At 53.4% G+C, this 20054-nt stretch carries 14 protein-coding genes; 3 read left to right on the top strand and 11 right to left on the bottom strand.

Going from position 1 to position 20054, the window contains the following annotated elements; genetic code table 11:
* Window positions 1-25: 25 nt before the first annotated feature.
* The 4 genes from L579_RS16855 to L579_RS16870 form a co-directional block, all read right to left on the bottom strand.
* Window positions 26-1513, bottom strand: coding sequence for a hypothetical protein (locus L579_RS16855; protein WP_021185388.1), 1488 nt, complete (start codon window positions 1511-1513; stop codon window positions 26-28).
* 528 nt (window positions 1514-2041) lie between these two features.
* Complete coding sequence (locus L579_RS16860; RefSeq protein ID WP_021185390.1) at window positions 2042-3973, bottom strand: hypothetical protein; 1932 nt, start codon at window positions 3971-3973, stop codon at window positions 2042-2044.
* A gap of 223 nt (window positions 3974-4196) precedes the next feature.
* A complete protein-coding gene (locus L579_RS16865) occupies window positions 4197-7406 on the bottom strand; it encodes a hypothetical protein (RefSeq protein WP_021185391.1) in 3210 nt (1069 codons plus the stop codon).
* Window positions 7407-7640: 234 nt separating this feature from the next.
* A complete protein-coding gene (locus tag L579_RS16870) occupies window positions 7641-7793 on the bottom strand; it encodes a Hok/Gef family protein (RefSeq protein ID WP_036627069.1) in 153 nt (50 codons plus the stop codon).
* 514 nt (window positions 7794-8307) lie between these two features.
* Here L579_RS16870 and L579_RS16875 point away from each other — a divergent pair.
* The 3 genes from L579_RS16875 (at window position 8308) to L579_RS16885 (ending at window position 12515) form a co-directional block, all read left to right on the top strand.
* Window positions 8308-9921, top strand: coding sequence for a dipeptide ABC transporter ATP-binding protein (locus L579_RS16875; protein ID WP_036627071.1), 1614 nt, complete (start codon window positions 8308-8310; stop codon window positions 9919-9921).
* A 126-nt stretch (window positions 9922-10047) separates the two neighbouring features.
* Window positions 10048-11253 (top strand): RHS repeat-associated core domain-containing protein, encoded by a 1206-nt coding sequence (locus tag L579_RS16880; protein ID WP_021185394.1) that lies wholly within the window; start codon window positions 10048-10050, stop codon window positions 11251-11253.
* A gap of 86 nt (window positions 11254-11339) precedes the next feature.
* Window positions 11340-12515, top strand: a complete 1176-nt coding sequence (locus L579_RS16885; protein WP_021185395.1) for an RHS repeat domain-containing protein — start codon at window positions 11340-11342, stop codon at window positions 12513-12515.
* Between the two features lie 10 nt (window positions 12516-12525).
* On the opposite strand, the gene L579_RS16890 is transcribed toward L579_RS16885, so the two are convergent.
* The 7 genes from L579_RS16890 to L579_RS16920 are packed head-to-tail and all read right to left on the bottom strand — an operon-like array spanning window position 12526 to window position 19957.
* A complete protein-coding gene (locus L579_RS16890; RefSeq protein ID WP_021185396.1) occupies window positions 12526-13335 on the bottom strand; it encodes a rhodanese-like domain-containing protein in 810 nt (269 codons plus the stop codon).
* Window positions 13325-14296, bottom strand: a complete 972-nt coding sequence (locus L579_RS16895) for an ornithine cyclodeaminase family protein (protein ID WP_021185397.1) — start codon at window positions 14294-14296, stop codon at window positions 13325-13327. Before L579_RS16895 ends, L579_RS16890 begins: the two co-directional genes overlap by 11 nt.
* On the bottom strand, window positions 14297-15295 hold the full coding sequence (locus L579_RS16900) for a 1-aminocyclopropane-1-carboxylate deaminase/D-cysteine desulfhydrase (protein WP_021185398.1): 999 nt from the start codon (window positions 15293-15295) through the stop codon (window positions 14297-14299).
* On the bottom strand, window positions 15279-16706 hold the full coding sequence (locus tag L579_RS16905) for a M20 family metallopeptidase (protein ID WP_021185399.1): 1428 nt from the start codon (window positions 16704-16706) through the stop codon (window positions 15279-15281). Before L579_RS16905 ends, L579_RS16900 begins: the two co-directional genes overlap by 17 nt.
* A complete protein-coding gene (locus L579_RS16910; RefSeq protein ID WP_021185400.1) occupies window positions 16703-17617 on the bottom strand; it encodes an ABC transporter permease in 915 nt (304 codons plus the stop codon). The genes L579_RS16905 and L579_RS16910 overlap by 4 nt, the downstream gene beginning before the upstream one ends.
* Before the next feature lies 1 nt (window position 17618).
* Entirely contained in the window at window positions 17619-18467 is an 849-nt protein-coding gene (locus L579_RS16915; RefSeq protein ID WP_021185401.1) for an ABC transporter permease, read from the bottom strand.
* Window positions 18464-19957, bottom strand: a complete 1494-nt coding sequence (locus L579_RS16920; RefSeq protein ID WP_036627143.1) for an ABC transporter substrate-binding protein — start codon at window positions 19955-19957, stop codon at window positions 18464-18466. Before L579_RS16920 ends, L579_RS16915 begins: the two co-directional genes overlap by 4 nt.
* Window positions 19958-20054: the final 97 nt, after the last annotated feature.

Genomic DNA, 20054 nt, shown 5'->3' on the forward strand with positions numbered 1-20054 from the left:
GACAGGTCAGGGAGAGGGCGGATCACTACGGCTTCACGCGATATTGCACGGTATAATCCGTATTGGCCGGTACCCACAGCATATTGCGGTAATAGCTGGCAGGGAAGCTCAGTTCATCACCATGCAACCTTTCACCGGCAGCAATCGGCAGATTCAACAGGTTAGCCTGCTGATTGATAAACCGCGCCAGATCGGCTGGCCATAAATACTGGCTGCCCCGTGTGACTTTAAACACCGGCAGTGGACGTTTGCTCCCATCCGGTTGCGTTACCGTCACGTCAATTTCGGTTCCGGGTGCCAAATCACGCTCTGCCGTAATACCGGGTTGTGCTGCATTCAGTTTCCACGCAGAGACGATCTCCGGCTGGGGTGTGACCTGTTGCTCCAGGTTAAAGCCTTCGTCTTTATAGCGGTTAAAAACCCAAATCTTATTACGATATACACTTGCCAGTGGGCGAATCACGCCATTCTCATCTTTTTCGCCAATGCGTAACAAATCGCTGTTTTTATTCACATGTTCCGCAAGGGCTAATGGCCAGTGATATTGATTCAGCATGGTGGTATTGGCGTTATCAATCGTGATTTCTCCTGTCTCACGAGGAGGGCAGTGATCACAGGCTTTTCCGGTTCCCCAGCCAAATGTGGTTGTTGACCCAGGTAAAGTGTATCCAGAGAGTGTTTTACCGGTGTCAGAATAATCCATCATATAGGAGAGATCGTAATGGAATACTTTTCCTTCGACCCCAATAGATAATACGCGGTCTTGTACGGAAATATCAGCGTCTTCCAGCCGGTTGTAATCATGGTGAAAGGAAAACAGTACATGGTTTAGCGCTCCGTTGGGCGGCAACAAAAATACGCGTAGCTCCTTTGCCAAAAATGGTTGGTCCAGTACGTATGCCCAGCCGCTGGCCGCATCAAAGAGGATTTTTTTAATACCCGCATCCAGGCGAATCTGTTTAATCGTCTTACCTTCAGATTTAGTCACCCAATTCAGGGTGCCATTCTCATCCCAGGCATAGAAAATATCCCGTCCGGGTGGTAGGGCCAGGTCCTGAGCCGCACTCATCTCTTTCACCCATGCCAGCTCAAATGGCGAAGTACTGTTAAAAAGATTTAGTTTGAATAGTTTGTTCTTCGCCACACCAAAGACAGTTTTACCGTCATCCGAGGTGAGGGTAAGCGTTTTTTGCAAGGTTCCATCTGCCAGCGCAGGCGGCAATACATCCTCACTGATAATGGTACCGCTGGTTAAGTCCACCACGTAGAAATGCGTGTCGCTTTGCAGATAGAGTTGGCGCTCATCACTGCTGATTACCTGAGCCAGCACGATACTGTCAAAGCGGATTTCATGCCAGTTCTTGCTGCTGCCATCAAGGGACGTTTGCGTCAGCCAGGAACGGTTACCATCCTTTCTGGTGCCATATACCGCGTTATTTTTTTCAGAAACGCGTAAAGGCGTGGTAAACCCACATTGGGTGATAGATTTATTCTGGCATTCGGTTCTTAACAATAACTCCGGTTGTTCACCTTGTGGAGAGAGACGATAAATTTCCAGATCTTCATAAGTACCATCTGGCTGGAGCTGAAATCGAAGGTTGCTTGCCGTATTGATTCGCCAGGTACATATTGGTATCGAAACCTAACGTGGATGAACGGGACTGGATATGATGGCGATATCCTTCTGCGCTTGTCAGCGTTACTTTCTCTACCGGATTGTGACGCGAAGTTTTGTACAGGCTATCACTGACCTCATTAAGGATGTAATTTGTTCCTTGTGGCGTGATAAAAATTCTGGAGATTCGGTCCTTGTCAGAAGTGAATGCCTCCTATTTGTCTTTATAATGCGGTGGTTCAGCGGTGACGAAAGCCCATGCGTTTGAACCGAGGGTGAGGGAAGAAAGCAATAAAGTGCTGTAAAGCAAACTTGTTGGTGTGTGGAAAATCCTGGTTTTCATAATAAATAAGTTCCATTATTTTTAGTTTATGCGAGGAAATATTTGTTCCAGCTGAAAAGTCGAACAGCGGGATCAAATAAGGGTTACGGTTTTATGCTATATTGCAGCGTATAACTCTCATTAGCTGGAACCCATAACATATTGCGATAATGGCTGGAGGGAAATGTCAGCGCATCGTCACTCAACCTTTCACCTGCGGCGATGGGCAGATCAAGTTGACTCGCCTGGCGATTGATAAATCGGGCGAGATCGGCGGGCCAGAAGTATTTGCTACTGCGCGAAACTGTAAAGTTAGGCAGCGGGCGTTTGCTGCCGTTGGGTAGGGTCACGCTGAGTTCAATTTTGCTGCCGATCGCCAGATTACGCTCCGCCGTGATACCGGGCTGTAGAGGATTCAGTTTCCATGAGGAGACTATTTCAGGTTGTGGTGTCACCTTGTTAGCCAGAATATATTGGTATTGCTTATAGAAATCTAATATCCATATTTTGTTGCGATACTCGCTCGCCATTGGTCGAATAATACCGTCCTCATCCATTTCCCCAATGCGAATAAGATCACTATTTTTATTAACATTTCCTGCCAGGATCAATGGCCAGTGGTATTGATTCAGCAAGGTCGTATTGGCGTTATCAATAGTCACGGTGCCTGTTTCTTGTGGACACCACAGGCTACAATCTTCGCCGGTCTCCCAACTAAACCTGGTGGTGGTGCCAGGTAAAGCATACCCTGCCAGATTGTTACCACTGTCCGTATAATCCATCACACCGCTTAAATCGAAGTAATAGACTTTGCTTTCGACAGCGATGGATAAAATATTATTTTTTAAATTAATGTCTGAATCCATCAGTGAGGCATAATCAGCACTGAATCTGAATACAGCATCGTGAATTGCTCCACTGGGTGATAACAGTGAAACGGTCAGTTGGGCACCAGGCAGTTTACGATACATCACATACGCCCAACCGCTCACAGGATCGAATTGCATTTTTCTGATTGTGTCACTCATGTCGCGTTTTTTTAAGGTATTCCCTTCTGTTTTGGTTACCCAGCGTAATTCACCTTTAGCATCCCAGGCATAAATTACATCCCGCTTTGGCGGCAGAGCGATGTCCTGAATTTCGGCTATTTCTTTGACCCACGCCAGTTCAAACGGGGATGTGCCATTAAAAAGATTCAGCCTGAATAATTGGTTGCCCGTCGCGCCAAATGCGGTGCTCCCGTTGTCGCTCCTAAGAGAAAGGGGTGTTGCTGACGGGGTTCCTGCCAGTGAGGGGGGCAATTCACCCTGAGCGGTAATGCTTCCGCTATCCAGATCAACAATATAGAAATGTGAATTGCTTTGCAGATAGAGTTGGTGGTCATCTGCACTGATGACCTGGCCCGTCACGACAGTGTCAAATTGGATTTCGGGCCAACTTTTGTTACCGCCATCCAGTGCGGTTTGCGCGAGCCAGGAGTGATTTCCATCCCTTCTGATACTATAAATGGCGCCGTTCTTCTCCGACACCAGCAACGGAACGGTAAATTGGCAATCACTTAATCCCGGATTCTGACAGTCGGACTCGCGTAATAACTCCAGTTGATCTCCCGCTGGTGTCAGGCGGAAAATCTCCAGCGACTTCATCTGTTCCAGCGCATCCTGAGAATAAGGGGCATAGGTCGAGTTTGGCAGATAGAGTTTATCATCGTAACCCAATGTCGCTTTATCGGCTCTAAGGGTTCTTTTGGATCCCGTCTCAACAGGAACTGTTATCTCTTGCACTGGTGAATTGCGTGAGACTTTATAAACAACTTTACTGTAGTGATTGAGAATATAATCAACCCCGGTACGGGTGCTAAATTGGCGGGAAATTCGTTCATGGTCAGATGTGGTAATTTCCCACTTCTCTTTATAAGGAAGCAGATTGCCTTCTATTACCGCTTGAGCTTCACCTAACCAGGTAAGTGAGGCTAACGCTAAGGTGCTGTAGATAAAACCGGAAGAGAGTGGTGAGCGAAGCATCCTGGATTTCATATTGAATCCCTTTTTAAAAGGTAGATATGTGAGGCGCTGATGTTGTCGTGGAGATAAATATGATCTTTTTTTCGGAAAGGATTTTACCTCTGAGCGTTGCGTGTCAGTTTGATATTAGAGTGATTTATCGCTGAAATCAGCTTTATCAGAGTAGCGCTGCACGTTATCACGACTGTGCAAAACAGCGCGATAAATCGCGCTGTGACAACAAAGTCCGGGGGAATTAAGGCGACTCTCCAAACAGTTGTATATACTTTTCACGGGATAAATTACTTCTGACGGTTTCCAGATGCTGCCGTAAGAGATCCATGTCCATATTCGCCAACCATACTCTGGGCTTACACGCTAATTCATCAGCGACCATATGATGGAGCGTTTCTACCAGGAATGTTGTAAGACCATATTCCGCCAGCCCCTGACTGATGCTGATAAATAACGAGTCACTATTGGCAGGGACGTGACTATTTTGCCTATCCTGGCGGTTCAGTTCCCACCAGGGGGCGGTAAAATTCCCGATATGCATATCCTGATTTGCTACCAGCGAAATCACCTTGTCATTAGCTGTGGGAGCAGTGTTCGGTTTGCGCAGTTTCATATTATTTTCTACACCGTATCGCCGGTCTGTAATGTCCAACACCACATCATTTGGAAATTCAACGCTGGCAACCAGCATGCGGAGCACCCATTCAACGTGTTGCTTATGAATGCCTCCTGGCTGGCGCAGTGTCCCTTCTGCCAGCAGGATCACATCGTTTTCCGAAGGAAACCAGGGTGTTTCATCGATCACCATGTCTGGCTCGAGCTGTGGCAACTCCATCGGATCAGCGCCGACATAGAGTTGGGTCAGGTCGGAGGGGAGTGAGGGCAAATCATTAAGCCAGTCATCCCGGCGCGATGCTGAAGCACGTATGGAGGGTGGCGTCATGCGAATATCCTCGGGATAAGGTGTCACCAATGCGGGTAGCGATGATAGGGCAGAGGAGGGCATCTGGAGGTGCTGTATGGGTTCGGGAGCGTGAACAATAATCTGCGGCGAAGTCATGGGAATATCCCTGGGATCGGGTGTTGCCAACGCAGGCGGTGGTGATAGGGCTTCCGGCTGCGGCTGGGCGAACGGTATCAGGGGAGGAGGGTTGGTCATCGCTGGCGGGGGAAAAACAACGTCGCCCACAGGGACAAGCGATGGCTGTTCAAAACCTGATGGTTCATACCATTCCTCCATACGGGATGTAACAGGGGAAGCCACGAAAGCGGTTGGTGTTGTGGGCGAGGTTGCGTGGCTGTGCGCAGCAGATAAACGTCTGTTAACCGCAATGGTCGTCGATCTTCTGGAGGCCGTGGCGGTGTTGATGACAGAACTGACAACCGTACTGGTTGATCCAGCACGTCGTTTTTTGGCGCGTCTTACGACCGCTTTCGTATACTTCGGCGCAAATTTATTGCCAAACAGCGCAGCAAAATCGCCACGGTCATTTTTATCTGTGCGCATTGAAGTAACCCGATAACCGGTTACACGGGAAATTTCTGCGGCAGAGAGATCGGGACGGACTAAATGGAGATACAGTGAGTACTGGTAATCATCCCGACCATCGCGTGGGACGTTTTTTTCTGCCTCACGGGCTTCAGGGGTCCATTCGAGATAGTCCTGATCTGAGGAGATTGTCCAGGTGTCCAGCTGCGCAATGGTACTTAATTGTTCGAGGGTTATGCTGTAGTCCTGATGACGTATGTGTAAAGCCCAATCCAGTGGATGCCGCCCTTCCTGCGGATAAAGTATTTTCAGTGCTTCGGTATCATCGGTAGGCTTTTTAAGTTGCCACAGGCCTCTGATGGTGGATAAGCTCACGCGGCTAAGCAGTGAGATATCAGTAAGCGTCAAATCCGGCATAGTTGGATCGAGGTTATAAGTCTGGAACAGGCGGATGGCGAACTCTTTCTCTGTTTCAGGTTTCTCACCATTGGGGCCGTGTTCGCGTCGCCGTTTTTCTTTTTGAAAGGCCTTCACACCCTCCTCTGATAACTTCCAGAACAGAGGATGCTGCGCCAACTCTGTCTGAGTTACACCGGTCAGGGCGATCAGGTCGCGCGAGTTAAGGGAACGGTTTTCCCTCTTGTACTTCATCGCCTCTTCCAACGGCGTTATGCACTCGCTCACATCGGTCCTGTTTATAGCCAGAAGCGCTCTGTTGCTCAGTATCTTGATAATCCCCCAGTCTTGTAGGGTGCGTTGAGTCCGATCCAGAATTCGGCATTTTTGTTGGTTGGAAAGGTTTAGGTGTCGGGAACGTTTATCAAACTCCAGTGCATACGCACGGGAAGATTCGAACGTGTTCTCAGGAAGCAGTGCATTCTTTATCGCCATCGCTTCAGCAGGGACAGTCGCGAAGCGCCCGGTGTAGCGTAACGTATCGGAACGGTATCCGGTGGTTTTTTGGATGATTCGGTAAGGTAAGCCCAGATCCAGCAAGCGATGCACCCACTGCTCCTCGATCTCACCGTCTTTTTGTTTCAGCGCCTGCTCAATGCTTTCCTTACGACGAGAGAGTTTAGCCATTTGTGGCGGGGAATCATGGTGTTCGGGGACTTTGCGTTTGATGGGGGTAGTAGTGGTTGGCAGCACAGCGGAGGTTGATGTGCCCGGTTCGGCAGCAACTGGCGGGTCTGCATCGGATGTGTCGCCGATAACCCTGCCAATCAACTCGCCCAGCTTCACTTGCCGAATATATTCTTTGAGTTCCTGCTGACTGTTGTGTGGCGCCTGCCTTAGCAGCACGGTTGCAAATGCGTCTACTGTTGCCTCGGATAGTGCCTGGCCAGACATATTTGCGCCAAGCAAGTTCATGGCATGTTTCAGTAGGTTGTCCTGCAACAGACGAAAATGCGGAAAAGTGGCTTTGGCGATGTTCTCCAGAGTAACGACCATCTGCTCTTCCGCATCTTTCTTTGCCTGCATCTCTGGCGTCAACACAGCTGCCGCACGTCCCGTTCGCCTTATCCGTCTTGTAGGGATTGGCGACCAGGCATTGTTGATTCGATTTTCAATCACATCACGTTGGGTTCGCGTGATATTGGGCATATCGCTGCGACGTGTGGGGGCCGTTGTATCCGTAAAAATCTGTTCCAGAAGGGCACCTGTACGGGGGAGAACCAGATGTTGCGTTCTTAGTATTGAGCCAGTCAGCAGAGGAGGTTGCGCAGAGGCAGCTAATGAGTGTGCCAGCGCATAGTTTTGCGCTGGAGGTTGCACGTTAACGGTGGTGGGTTGAAATGCCGTGATAATGGATTGTGTGCCAGCAAAAGATGATGAGAGCGTGGCCTGAGCCATATTAAGGTTTGCGATTTGGAACGTTCCCGGTGTTATTTCTGTCCGATCATCCCGGCGTGCAACTGTATTTGGAGAAGGAAGGCTAACCGTGCCGTTGGCTGGATACATATAAGTCCCTTTATCGTGTTTTTGCTAACAATATTAAGTTAACAACTTAGTATGATGATGGGTTTCGCGGTTTTGCATCTTTATCACATCATGGGCAAAACACGGGGAATTATAGGTCAGTACCCGTCCGTTAAGGTATTGCGGCACCAGGGGAATGATGCGGAAAGAAGGGTGCCTGAGAGCCTGTGCTTTGCAACAACCGGAACGGCGGGGCGAACCCCGCCGCGATTGCTCTTACTTCCTGGATTCGTAAGCCAGTGAGACAGCAACCTCCATAACGCCGGTTCGGAATCGCACCTCACAGAGTTCCTTCCGGACGACCAACAAGACAGCCGTGGCCGTCACAAGGATAAGGGCGGTGATAATGATCACCGTCTGCTGTTTCATTGATACTCCTCCTTGTCTTTCGACAGGTAAGAGGCTACCTTTATGTTGCTTGGCATAAAGGGGGCCTCAGGTTGATGGATATTAACCTGGGGCTTTTCTCTTTCTGCCGTCAGCGAAAGCAATGCTTAAGACAGAAAGTCTCAAGCACCCGCCGCGAGTCTACTTATTCCCTGTCACAGCTGCAATTAACAGAATGCGCGAAATTTCGACGATTTTTTACAAGAACTTATGTTTTTTATCATTTAAATCAATATGATGAAAAAATATAAAATAATATAATTTATTTTGTCGAGAGAAGTTATTTGTGGGCAATTTCTCTGTATAAACCATCAGAAATGATTGTTACATCACAATTCGGTGATTAACCTCACAATAATGCCGATTTACTCGTTTTTATTCTTTTTTTCTGTCACGCGCTTATATTCATGACTTTGGGGTCATAACCTAACGTTCTTGTTAGCTTTTCTCTCAGGATATATCCTGTATTTTTCCGCTTTTACGGACCGATAGCCTTATGAATGCAACGACGCGCCTCCTGTCTGTGGAACACCTCAATCTGGCAACGGAAGACCAACGTCTGCTGGTGGACGATGTTTCGTTCCATCTCGATCAGCGGGAAATTGTGGCACTGGTGGGGGAGTCAGGCTCCGGTAAGACACTCACCTCGCTGGCATTGATGAATTTGCTACCGCCGGGCGTGCAACAAACCTCGGGTATCATCCGTTTTCAGGGAGAGGAACTGGATGCAAGGCGCACCGCCACGTTACGCGGTTGCCGTATCGCGACGGTGTTTCAGGAACCCATGACCAGCATGAACCCTACGCTGCGTATTGGTGAGCAAATCGCCGAAGTACTGGTGCGTCATCGGCAATTCAGCTGGAAACAGGCACAGCACGAAGCGGTGGCATTGCTGGATCGCGTCGGTATCGTCAACCCGGCACAGCGCGCGCGCCAGTATATCCACCAACTTTCAGGTGGCATGCGCCAGCGTGTGATGATTGCCAGCGCCATCAGTGGGCAACCGGATGTGTTGATCGCTGATGAACCGACCACCGCGCTGGATGTCACCATTCAGGTACAAATCCTGTCATTGTTGCAGGAGTTGCAGCAGGAGATGGGGATGGGCATGTTGTTGATCACCCACGATCTCTCGGTGGTGGCGCGTTATGCGCATCGGGTGTGCGTGATGCAACAAGGGCAGTTGGTTGAACAGGGGGATGTACTTAGCACCCTCGGGACGCCAGCGCATCCCTATACCCAAAAACTGATCAATGCTTCTTTATCACATCTTCCCCCCACTCCTCCGGTGCGTGAGCGTCAGACACCGTTGCTGACACTGCGCGACATCTGTAAAAGCTATTCAACGCCGGGACGCCTGCCGCTGATGCCGGGCAAGCGCCAGACGGTGCTGCATCCCACCAACCTGGAGATTCAGCCCGGAGAAATTGTTGGTCTGATTGGTGAATCTGGCTCAGGCAAAACCACCCTGGGCAGTGCAGCAATCGGCCTGATCGCAGCCGACAGCGGCGAGGTGTTATTTGAAGGGAAACCGTTGAAAGGTCGCCAGTTGAGCAGCCTGCGTCGCCACAGCCAGATTATCTTCCAGGATCCCTACGCCAGTCTGAACCCGAAGATTGCCGTGGGAGAACAGATTGCCGAGCCGTTACGTGTCTGGCAGCTACGGCACGGGGCGGCGATCAACGCGCGAGTCAATGAATTGCTGACGCTGGTGGGTTTAAAACCGGAACATGCAGATCGCTTACCCAGCGCCTTTTCGGGTGGACAGCGTCAGCGTATTGCGATTGCCCGTGCGTTGGCGATGGAACCCAAACTGCTGGTGGCGGATGAGGCGGTCGCCGCATTGGATCTCTCGGTGCGCGGGCAAATTCTGTCTTTGTTCAGCGAGTTGCGTGACAAGCTTGGCTTGTCTGTGTTGTTTATCAGCCACGATCTCAGCGCGGTTCAGCAATTGTGCGATCGTGTCATTGTGATGTATCACGGCAGGATTGTGGAATCCGGCGCGACCGAGCAGGTGGTAAGGCAGCCTCAGCAGGAGTACACACGCCAGCTTCTGGCCGCCGCGCCGAATGTGCAACAGGCGCTTACGCAACGTGCCATTTGTCCGTAGCGGCGCGATTTATCGCGCTATTTCGAGCACAAAGCCGGAAAAACCTGCGCCATAAATCGCGCCGTGACAGGTTTTTATAGATTGCCGGTGACATAGATTCTCCCTTTTTAATACAGGAGAAAATGTATGTCACAATCCCATGAGTTTTACCGTTACGCTGCTCCCGGCGAGCGCCAGCTTAAGTACCATCACGGCACCCGGCAGCAGGTGCGTTACCTGCCAGGCGTGGAGCTGCGCAGCGGCGCGCAACAGCGTCTGCGGGTGGTCGTTGTCGGGAATAGTCATATCTATCAGACTGTCAGTGAGCAAATTATGCACTTTAACCTCGCTGACAGGCTCGCTAGTCTGAGCGGCATAGTGGATGAAGAGGGCATGCTGGTCAGCCGTGAAATCTGGTATCCGTTCGGTGGCACTGCCAGTTGGTTAACCGGTGCGCAGGCTGGCGCGGCGCTAAAATTCCAGCGTTATGCAGGTAAAGAACGTGATGCCACCGGGTTGATATATTTCGGCTGGCGCTGTTATGTGCCGTGGAAAATGCGCTGGCTGAACTGCGACCCAGCGGGCACCATTGACGGATTAAACCTGTTTTGCATGGTGAGTAATAATCCACTTACGCTGCGCGATCGGGATGGCAGGGTGGGAGAGAATGAACCGCTGAATTTGAGTATGGGAGGCGGTCTGGGGGCGACAAATCCTGGGGACAGGTCGTTACCACCGATTAAGCGGTACCTGAGGATGCTCGCCATATCGCAGCCGCCGCAAGCGGAGGCCATCCCACTCTCCGATCCCATACCCCGGCCACCTGTGGCCCCGGTAACGGAGGACAGACCAGAGACACTGCAACCCGGCACATCAACCGACTCAAAGACAAAGAATAAATCCTGGTGTCGTAAGTGCGTTCCACCGAAATCTTTTAGTTCGTACAATAAACGTAATTTACATTTATTGCAGGTGCATAATATTGGATTTGAGTGTAAGCATGAAGGCTGTGGGAAAATATTTTCCGATAAACAACTCTATGAAAGTCATATAAATGTCCATGCTGGCGATAAGCCATACATTTGTGAAATGGAGGGATGTGACAGCCGATTTTTCTCCATGAGTGACCTTTGCCACCATAAACATACTCATGCTGAAACCGGAGAATTTAACTGCACGAAATGTGTGAAAAAATTTAAAACCTCAAGGACCTTAGCGGCGCATAATAGATATATTCATGGAATGAATGAAAAGCGACGTCCCTGTAATGAGAATGGGTGTAATGTGGTGAGTTACACTTTAACGCAATATAAAAGGCATGAAAAAAGCCACCGTTCTTCGGTACGGCATTGATATTCTGCCCAGGCTAATGCAAATCGCTGAGGTTTTTATAGATTCACGCTGAAGTACATTTCGCCTTTCACTCCCGGAGAAAATGTATGTCACAACCTCATGAGTTTTATCGTTACGCGGCCCCCGGCGAACGTCAGGCCAAGTACCACCACGCGAGCTATCAGCAACAGGTACGTTATCTGCCGGGCGTAGAATTGCGCACCGGCGAACAACAGCATTTGCTGATGATTAAAGCAGGGAGCAGCCATATCTGGCTGGAGGACAGTCAGAAGATAACGCATTTTAACCTCGCCGACAGGCTCGGCAGCCTGAGCAGCGTGGTGGATGAACAGGGTGTGTTGGTCAGCCGCGAAACCTGGTATCCGTTTGGCGGCACCGCCAGTTGGCTAACCGGCATGCAGAGCGGAGCCACACTGAAATTCCGCCGTTATGTGAATAAAGAACGCGATGCCACCGGGCTGATTTTTTATAACTGGCGCTATTATGTGCCGTGGGCAATGCGCTGGCTGAACAGCGATCCGGCAGGCACTGTGGACGGGTTGAATCTGTTTTGCATGGTGGGTAACAATCCCGTTACGCTGCGAGATCTGGATGGCAGGATGGCTAATGAAGAGCCACTCGATCTAAGGATCAATAAAGCTAAAGACCTTCCTCAGCAGTCTGTACCGGATGGCGTTCAGCCGCCCATAGCCGTGCTCAATCTCACTTCTGACAGTTTAGATCCACCGCCGCCTGTGGCGGTTGCGGCTTTGGTGACACTTGAGTCACCAAAGCCCGGTCCTTCATGCGATCCTGTGCCCATGCCGACGCAAAAAGCGTTCGTAAAGCGGTGTCCAACCTGTAGACAGGTTTTTAAATCCCAATACTTATATACAAAACATAAAAATCAGGAAAACAATACGCCCATTATTTGCAGCCAATGTGGGATACATGTTTACCATGCTCGAGACATGAACAGCCATATGCACATACATAGCGAAGACAAACCCCACATTTGTCAGAATGATGATTGCAGACAGGCTTTTAAGCGGCGTTTTGAACTGGCAGCGCATATAAAAAAACATAATCCGGAAAGGAAATACATTTGTGAACTGTGCAATAAAACATTCAAAAATGCAGGCACGTTAAATGGTCACAGGTCGAGAATTCATAATAATAAACAGCGTTTTCATTGTGACCTTTGTCCGGCTTCATTTACGATGGAAAGTAAGCTGGGGACGCACAAATTAATTGTTCATCAGGACTGTTCGTTATTGAAATAGGTGCGTTGAATTACAAAATGGGCAGTTCATCATGTTCTGCCCATTCATGCCAGGAACCCACATAAATCGCCACTTGCGGATAACCCGCCAGTTTTAATGCCGCCAGCACGGTGGCGGCGCGTGCGCCGCGATGGCAGTAGACCTGCAACTGTGCACCCCGTGCCAAACCTGCCGCTTCAGCTCGCTGGGCGATTTCCACAGCGGTACGAAAGCGGCCATTTTCCAGCACATCTTCCCAGAACAACAGGCGGGAATGAGGGATACGCCCGGCGCGATGGCAGCAATCGTGCACGAAGCTGCCATCAAATTCTGACGGACGCCGCGCGTCAACGTTGATCACCGTTTTGCCATCAGCGTTGATGACCTGCTGACGGCTGCTGACCCAGCGGCTGTCCCAACTTGCGACATCGTGTTCTGAATTTTGTGTGACGGTGTAACTTAATCCCTTACCCGGTTGCAGGTCGTCACCTGTCTCCCGCCAGGCATCCAATCCGCCATCGAGAATCAATGCATCGTCCCGACCCAATAGCCAGGCGAACCAGGCACCGCGCGGCGATCGCATCCCCACCTGCTGTTCAAAAAACACCGGCGTTGCGGCCGGATAGTGATCAAACAACGGTTGCAGCGCGGCAGCAGCATCGGCTGCCATCGCCGCCAACCCGGCAGGGGTGCTGTCGGCGATAAAATAATCGTAAACGTTGCAGTGCTGCGCACCGGGCAGCGTATTGGCCTGCCATTCAGCCACGTCACGCACATCAATCAATAAAAAATGTTCGCCGCGTGACTGTCTCAGCCGCAGCGCACTGGCCTTAATGATCATACGTGACTCCATTAAATAATGTTTGCCAGTTACCAGACTGCTGCTGCTCGGCCGCTGTCAGCACGCGGGCGGCGAGGGCGATATCGAAAACGTTCAGCCCGAAGGAGGAGAAGTAGACGCTATCGGTAGCGTCGGGTCGCCAGCCATCTATCACCAGCGAGGTGAGATCGGCCGCGACTTCGTGCTTGGCGAATTCCCCCGCGCGGAACATCTGGAACAAACTTTTGGCGCTGCGCTGGGCGAAATCACCCCACGCATCCACCACCACCTGGCGACTGGCTTTGATCGCGGCAAAGCTCACTTCGTGATAGCCCACCTGGATTATCAGACGGCCCGCACGTACCGCAGGCGCATCGACAATCGGCTGCGTCGCGCTGGTACAGGTGATCACCGCGTCATACGGTTTTGCCAGTGCCGCGTCGAGATCGGGCTCGGGGGTGATGCCGTTAAGGCCAGACATATTTTCCGGCGTGCGATTCCACACGCCGATTTGCGACAGCGTCGGAAACAAGGTCTGCAACATACGCAGATGCGCCCGGGCGTGAAAACCGGCACCCAGCAGCAACACGCGTTTTACCGCACGGGGCGCGGCATATTGCAATGCCAGCGCGCTGACGGCAGCGGTACGCGCGGCAGTTAATGCGCCACTGGCAACCAGGCCGCGTGGCACGCCACTGGCGGCATCGTTGATCAGCGTTACCGCCAGGGCGGCAGGTAGCGCATCAGGTCGCTGCGGGCGGTGGGCGGTCCACTTGACGCCCGCAGCGTTAAAATGTCCGCCAACCCTGGCGGGAAGTGCATAGGCTTTGCCGAGCGGTGTCGCGAGGTCGATATGGTTTTCGGCAGGCATCTGCGTTTCACCGGCGCGCATTAGCGTGACAACGTCACGCACATCGGCCAGCGCTAACGCCGGATCGTCGCCGCCGAGCAGCGCCACCGTGGCTTCGTCCAGCACGCGCATTTATTGCTCCAGCAGCCGGTCGGCAAACGGATAGAGCGCGGGAGAACCACCGCAATGCACGAACGTCACGTTGGCACCTTGCGGAATACGCCCCTGTTTGACCAGCGATATCAGGCCGTGCATCGCTTTGCCGGTGTAGACCGGATCGAGCAACACGCCTTCCTGCTGCGCCAGTTGGTAAATGGCGTCGATACCGCCCGCTGATGGGATGCCGTAAGCTTCACCGACATAGCCATCTTCAATCCAGATATCATCGGGTTGCCACTGTTGCGGCCATTGCAGCAAATCAGCACAATCCTGCGCCATGCCTGAAATACGCGACTGGAACCAGTCGGCTTTGGCACTGACGCTGATGCCGATCACTTTTGTCTCAGGCCAGTAACGGCGCGTGCCAACGTGCAGTCCCGCGAGGGTACCGCCGGAACCGGTCGGTGCGACCACAAAATCCGGCACCGGTGCGGCGCGCTCAGCAAGCTGCGCGCTGATTTCCTCAACCGCACGTACATAACCCAGCGCGCCGAGCGGCGTTGCGCCGCCCAGTGGGATGATCATCGGCTTCTCGCCGCGGGCGCTGGCCGCATCGGCGTGCGCCTGCATCGCCCCTTCGATCTGGGTGAAATAACCGTCCGGGTCGAGGAATTGCACCTCGGATCCGAACAGCTTATCGAGCAGCAGGTTGCCCTGCCAACTGGCAGGCGGGTTGCCGCGCAGCACCAGCACCGGACGCATACCAAACTTACGCGCCGCTGCTGCTACCATGCGGGCGTGGTTTGACTGATGTCCACCGGTGGTGATCACCACGTTGACGCCCGCCTGGCAGGCCTCTGCCATCAGGTACTCCAGCTTACGGACTTTGTTGCCGCCGCCGCCGAAGCCGCTGTAGTCATCACGTTTGATGGTGAGATTTATGCCTAATACCTCCCCAAGCCGCGGTAGCGGCTCCAGCGGCGTGGGGAAGAACCCCAACGGCACGCGTGTAAACTCATCGACTGTCTTCATTAAAATTACCTGTAATATTTTGTTTTAGTACTTCTCTGGTGTTTCCCTGGTGTGGCGCGACCCGACCAAAGGTCGAGTCAGAAAATGCGGTGAGCCACAGGCTCAGTGACTGCTGGAAGCGCTCCAGTCCAGTCAGGGTGACAAATTCGTTTACGGCGTGGGCGTTGCCGCCGTGCCCCAGGCCGCCAATTAAAAAAGCGGGGGCGATGGCAGCGAAGGCATACGCCGGGGCGCAACCCGGTGCCCACGGCCAGATTTGCGGCTGTGCGCCCAGCGTCTGATAGCTGGCGATCAGTTCATCGACGCCGCTGGCGTGGCGACCGAAACGAATTCCCGGATAGCGATCAACCAGTTCCAGCCGGGTGCCGGTCAAATCCGGCTGTGCAAGGCGCTGCTGCGCGGCTGCAATCATCGCATCCTGATCAAACGCGGGCGGGATACGGAAAGCCAGTTCGGCGCTGGCTCGGAACGGGATCACGCCACGACCACCGACCGGATCGCTGTGCAACTCAGCCAGCGTCAGCACGGCGCTGCCGAGCAAGGTTTGCAAACAGGTGACCGCGTCACCGGTAATCATCAGACGCTGGCTGCGGCGGAAGTGCAGCTCATCATCGATGCTGAACGACTGCGCCAGCGTTGCCAGCAGCGCGTTAGCCTCGGCATCCGGCGCGATGTAGCCCAGTACACCGCTGTCAGCGGCGGGGGCGATGGCGTCCAGTGCCTGCACCAGACGCCAGGCGGGATTGGCTATCCATCCGGCGTTACTGGCGTGAATGGCGGAGGAAGGGCCGCCCCAGTCGCCGCCGTTGACGCTTAAGCGTCCGGTGGCGAGGCCGGTAAAGCCGAGATAGACGCGAGGCGCGCCGCCGCCATATTCGCACAGCGACGGAAACAAAACCGCCTCAGCCGGTGCCACCGGACAGGGCTGTTGCGCGAGGTAACGCCGCAGCGTGCCGCTGCCGATTTCCTCTTCGCCTTCCAGCAAGATTTCGAGGTTGACCACCAGCTGGTTGTTCTGCAACAACTCCCGCAGCACAATCAACATCCCCGCCACCGGGCCTTTGTTGTTCTCTGCACCGCGTCCGACGAACACATCACCTAAATCGTCCCAGTGGCAGACGCCACCGACGAAGGGCGGCACATCCCAGCCCGCGTCATCCGCAGGCATCACGTCGTACATGTTGTACAGCACCACGGTTTTGCTGGCACCGGTATCAATACGGACATGCACCACCGGCGGCTTGTCGGCTGCCTGGCTGGCAACCGGATAAATCACGCGGGCGTTCAGGTGCGTCACCATCCAGGATTCGAGCCACGCGGCCAGGCCGTGTTGCGCGTCAAGCTGTCCCGACACGCTTGGCCAGCGTGTCAGTTCACTCAGCAGTTCCAGGGTGGCGTCGAGTCGGTTCACAGGCGGATCCTCGGGTTCAGCACCAGATACAACAGGTCGATCAGCAGATTAATCATCACAAACACCAGCGCGGCCAGCAGGACGATCGCCTGTACCAGCGGGAAGTCGCGGTTTTGAATCGCCTGAATCGCCAGGCGACCAATACCCGGCCAGGCAAAGATAATTTCTGTCACCAGCGCGCCGCCGAGCAGCGAAGCGAAGTACATACCCTGCACCGTCACCACCGGGATCAACGCATTACGCAGGCCATGTCGCACCACGATACGCCACTGACTTAACCCTTTGGCACGCGCGGTGCGGATATAATCCTGTTGCAGCACTTCCAGCAGGCTGGCTCGTGTCAGACGTGCCACCGCGCTCATATAAAAGGCACCGAGGCTGACGGCGGGCATAATCAGCGCAGTGAAACTGCCGTAGCCACTGGAGGGCAGCCATTGCAGGTGCAGGCTGAAAAATAAGATCATCAGCAGTCCGAGCCAGAACACCGGGATGGCCTGACCACTGAAGGCCACCAGGCGGCAGATCAGATCCCAAAAACTGTGCGGGCGCAGGGCGCTGATGATGCCGAGCAGCAGGCCGAGCAGGGAACTCCACACCAGCGCGCTGACGGCCAGTAGTGCCGTCGCAGGCAGACGTTCACCGATTAATGCCAGCACCGGCTGGCTGTAGCGTAACGATTCACCAAAATCGCCCTGCAACACGCCACTCAGGTAGTGGCCGTACTGCCACAACAGTGGGCGGTCAAAGCCCATGCTGTGACGAAAGGTATCAATCTCCTGCTGGCTGGATCCGGGGGGCATCATCAGTGCAGCCGGGTCGCCGGTCAGGTGCAGGCTGAAGAAAATCAGCAGCGATACGCCGAATAACACCAGCACTGACTGTCCGAGGCGATTGAGTAAAATGTTCAGCATACTAATCCAGCCTCGTATGGGTGCGGCGCAGCAGGGCATCGCCCAGCAGGTTGCAGCCAATCACCAGCGCGGCGATCACCAGACCGGGATACAGCACCAGCCACTGTGCCAGCAACATATACGAACGACCTTCACCGATCAGATTGCCGAGGGTGGGCGTCGGCGGCTGAATGCCCATGCCGAGAAAACCCACTGAGGCTTCCAGCACAATCAGACGCGGAATATCCAGTGTCAGCAGCACCACCAAAGGGGTGAGCAGATTAGGCAGGATATGACGCAACAAAATACGCAGTGGCGAGAACCCCATCGCTTTCACCGCCTGGATGTATTCCAGCTCGCGAATTTCCAGCGTTTTGGCACGCGCCACGCGGGCGTAGATCGCCCAACTGGTCACCCCCATGATGACGATAATGTTGGTGGTGGACGTTCCCATCAACGCAATCACCAGCAGGATCAGCAGGATAAAGGGCACCGCCAGTTGGATATCGATCAGGCGCATAATCAGGGCATCAACCCAGCCACCGGCATAACCGGCAATCATGCCGAGCGCCACGCCGACCACCGCACCAATCGCGGCGGCCAGCACCACCACCAACAGCGACAGGCGCGTACCGGCGAGGATGCGGGAGAGCAGGTCGCGGCCCAGTTGATCGGTGCCGAGCAAATGGCCGCCAGTGCCTGGCGGCAGGAACATCTCGGTTAACTGGTTGGTTAACGGGTCCGGCAATGGCAGCCACGGAGACAGCAACGCCGCCACGATCACCACCAGCAGCAGCGCGCTGCCGATGATGGCATCACCGTAAAAAATACGGCGTGGCCGACGTTGTAAGGCTGCTGCCGGGTTAATCATTTCAGCCTCAGATCAAACAGCGGGATACGGGCATCGACACGGCCTTTAAAGGTCAGTGCGTCGCTGTGCGCATACAGCGTGTCTTCACGATACAACGGGATCAGCGGCTGCTGTTCAGCAACGCGTTGCTGAATCTGTTGCAGCAGCACTTTACGTTTCGCGGCATCCACCGTCTGGCGGCTCTGGTCCAGCAACTTATCCATTTCAGGATCGTTCACCGTCGAGTAAGGTTCGCCACTGTGCAGTATCGGGAACAGGGCGGCATCGGCGTCCAGTGTCTGGGTCGATCCCCACGCCAGCATATACATTGGGGCTTGCTTCTGTGCCGCGACCTGCTGGGTATAAACTGACCATTCCGGCACTTCGAGCTGAGCTTTGACGCCGATCGCTGCCAGATCCTGCACGATCGCCTGGGCGACATCCGCGCTGGCGATATAACGACGTGGTGCCTGGAAGCGCAGGGTAAAGCCATTCGGATATCCGGCCTGCGTCAGCAGAGTTTTGGCTTTGGCGACATCCTGGGTGGTGGCGGGTACCGCCAGATAACCGAAATCATTGGCTCCCGCCATAGTACCGGTCGGCGTGCCGTAGCCATGCAGCAACTGCTGGGTATACGCCTGACGATTCAGCGCCAGCGACAGTGCCTGACGTACACGCACGTCGTTCAACGGTTTTTCGTTGTTTTTCAGACCGAGATAGATGGTTAACCCACCGCCTTTGACCTGCTCCAGCGCAACGCCAGGGCGATTTTTCAGCGCAGGCACCAGATCGGCAGGCACGCTTTCCACCAGTTGGACTTCACCGGTCAGCAATGAGGTGATACGGGCGGTGGCCTCCGGGATCGGACGCCAGGTGACGCGGTCAATGGCAGGTTTGCCACGCCAGTAAGCGTCATTGGCGACCATCACCACTTTTTCGTCCGGGATAAAGGTATCCAGCTTGTAAGCACCGCTGCCAATCGGTTTGCGCGCAAATTCGCTGGCACCCACTTTTTTCACATAAGCGGGCGGGACAATATAGGTCGGATAACGGCTCATGCGGGTTGGCAGCAGCGGATCCGGACCGTTAGTATGGATCAACAGTTGATAGTCGTTGACCACCTCGACCGATTTAATGGTGCGGATGTAGGAGATGGTCGGTGCGTGGTTGGCGGGGTCAAGAATGCGGTCAATGGAGAATTTTACCGCCGCGGCATTGACCGGCTCGCCATCGGTGAAATTCACCCCTTTGCGCAGGTTAAATTGCCAGGTGGTGTCATTGATGGCTTTCCAGTCGGTCGCCAGGCCCGGTTGCAGCGACATATCATCGGCGCGACGTACCAGGGTATCGAAAATATTATCCACCAGCGTGGCGGCTTCTTTGAGAAAGCCGGGATCCATGGCCGTGGCTGATGCGGGTTGGGCGATGGTCAACTCTGCCGCCTGCAAACTGGCGGGTAACAGGGCAAAAAGCAATGCGGTGGTAGCAAACTTCACTGCAGGTAGTCTCATAAACTTCATCCCAAAATGCATTCGGTAACGTAGTGAAAAGAGTGTTGCTGTGTTGATCGTGCTTCGCTTGTTTTGTAATACATGATATATCCTATAG

Origin of the sequence: Pantoea sp. AS-PWVM4, assembly GCF_000468095.1 — a bacterium.
In the GTDB taxonomy this organism is placed as follows: Bacteria; Pseudomonadota; Gammaproteobacteria; order Enterobacterales; family Enterobacteriaceae; genus Pantoea; species Pantoea phytobeneficialis.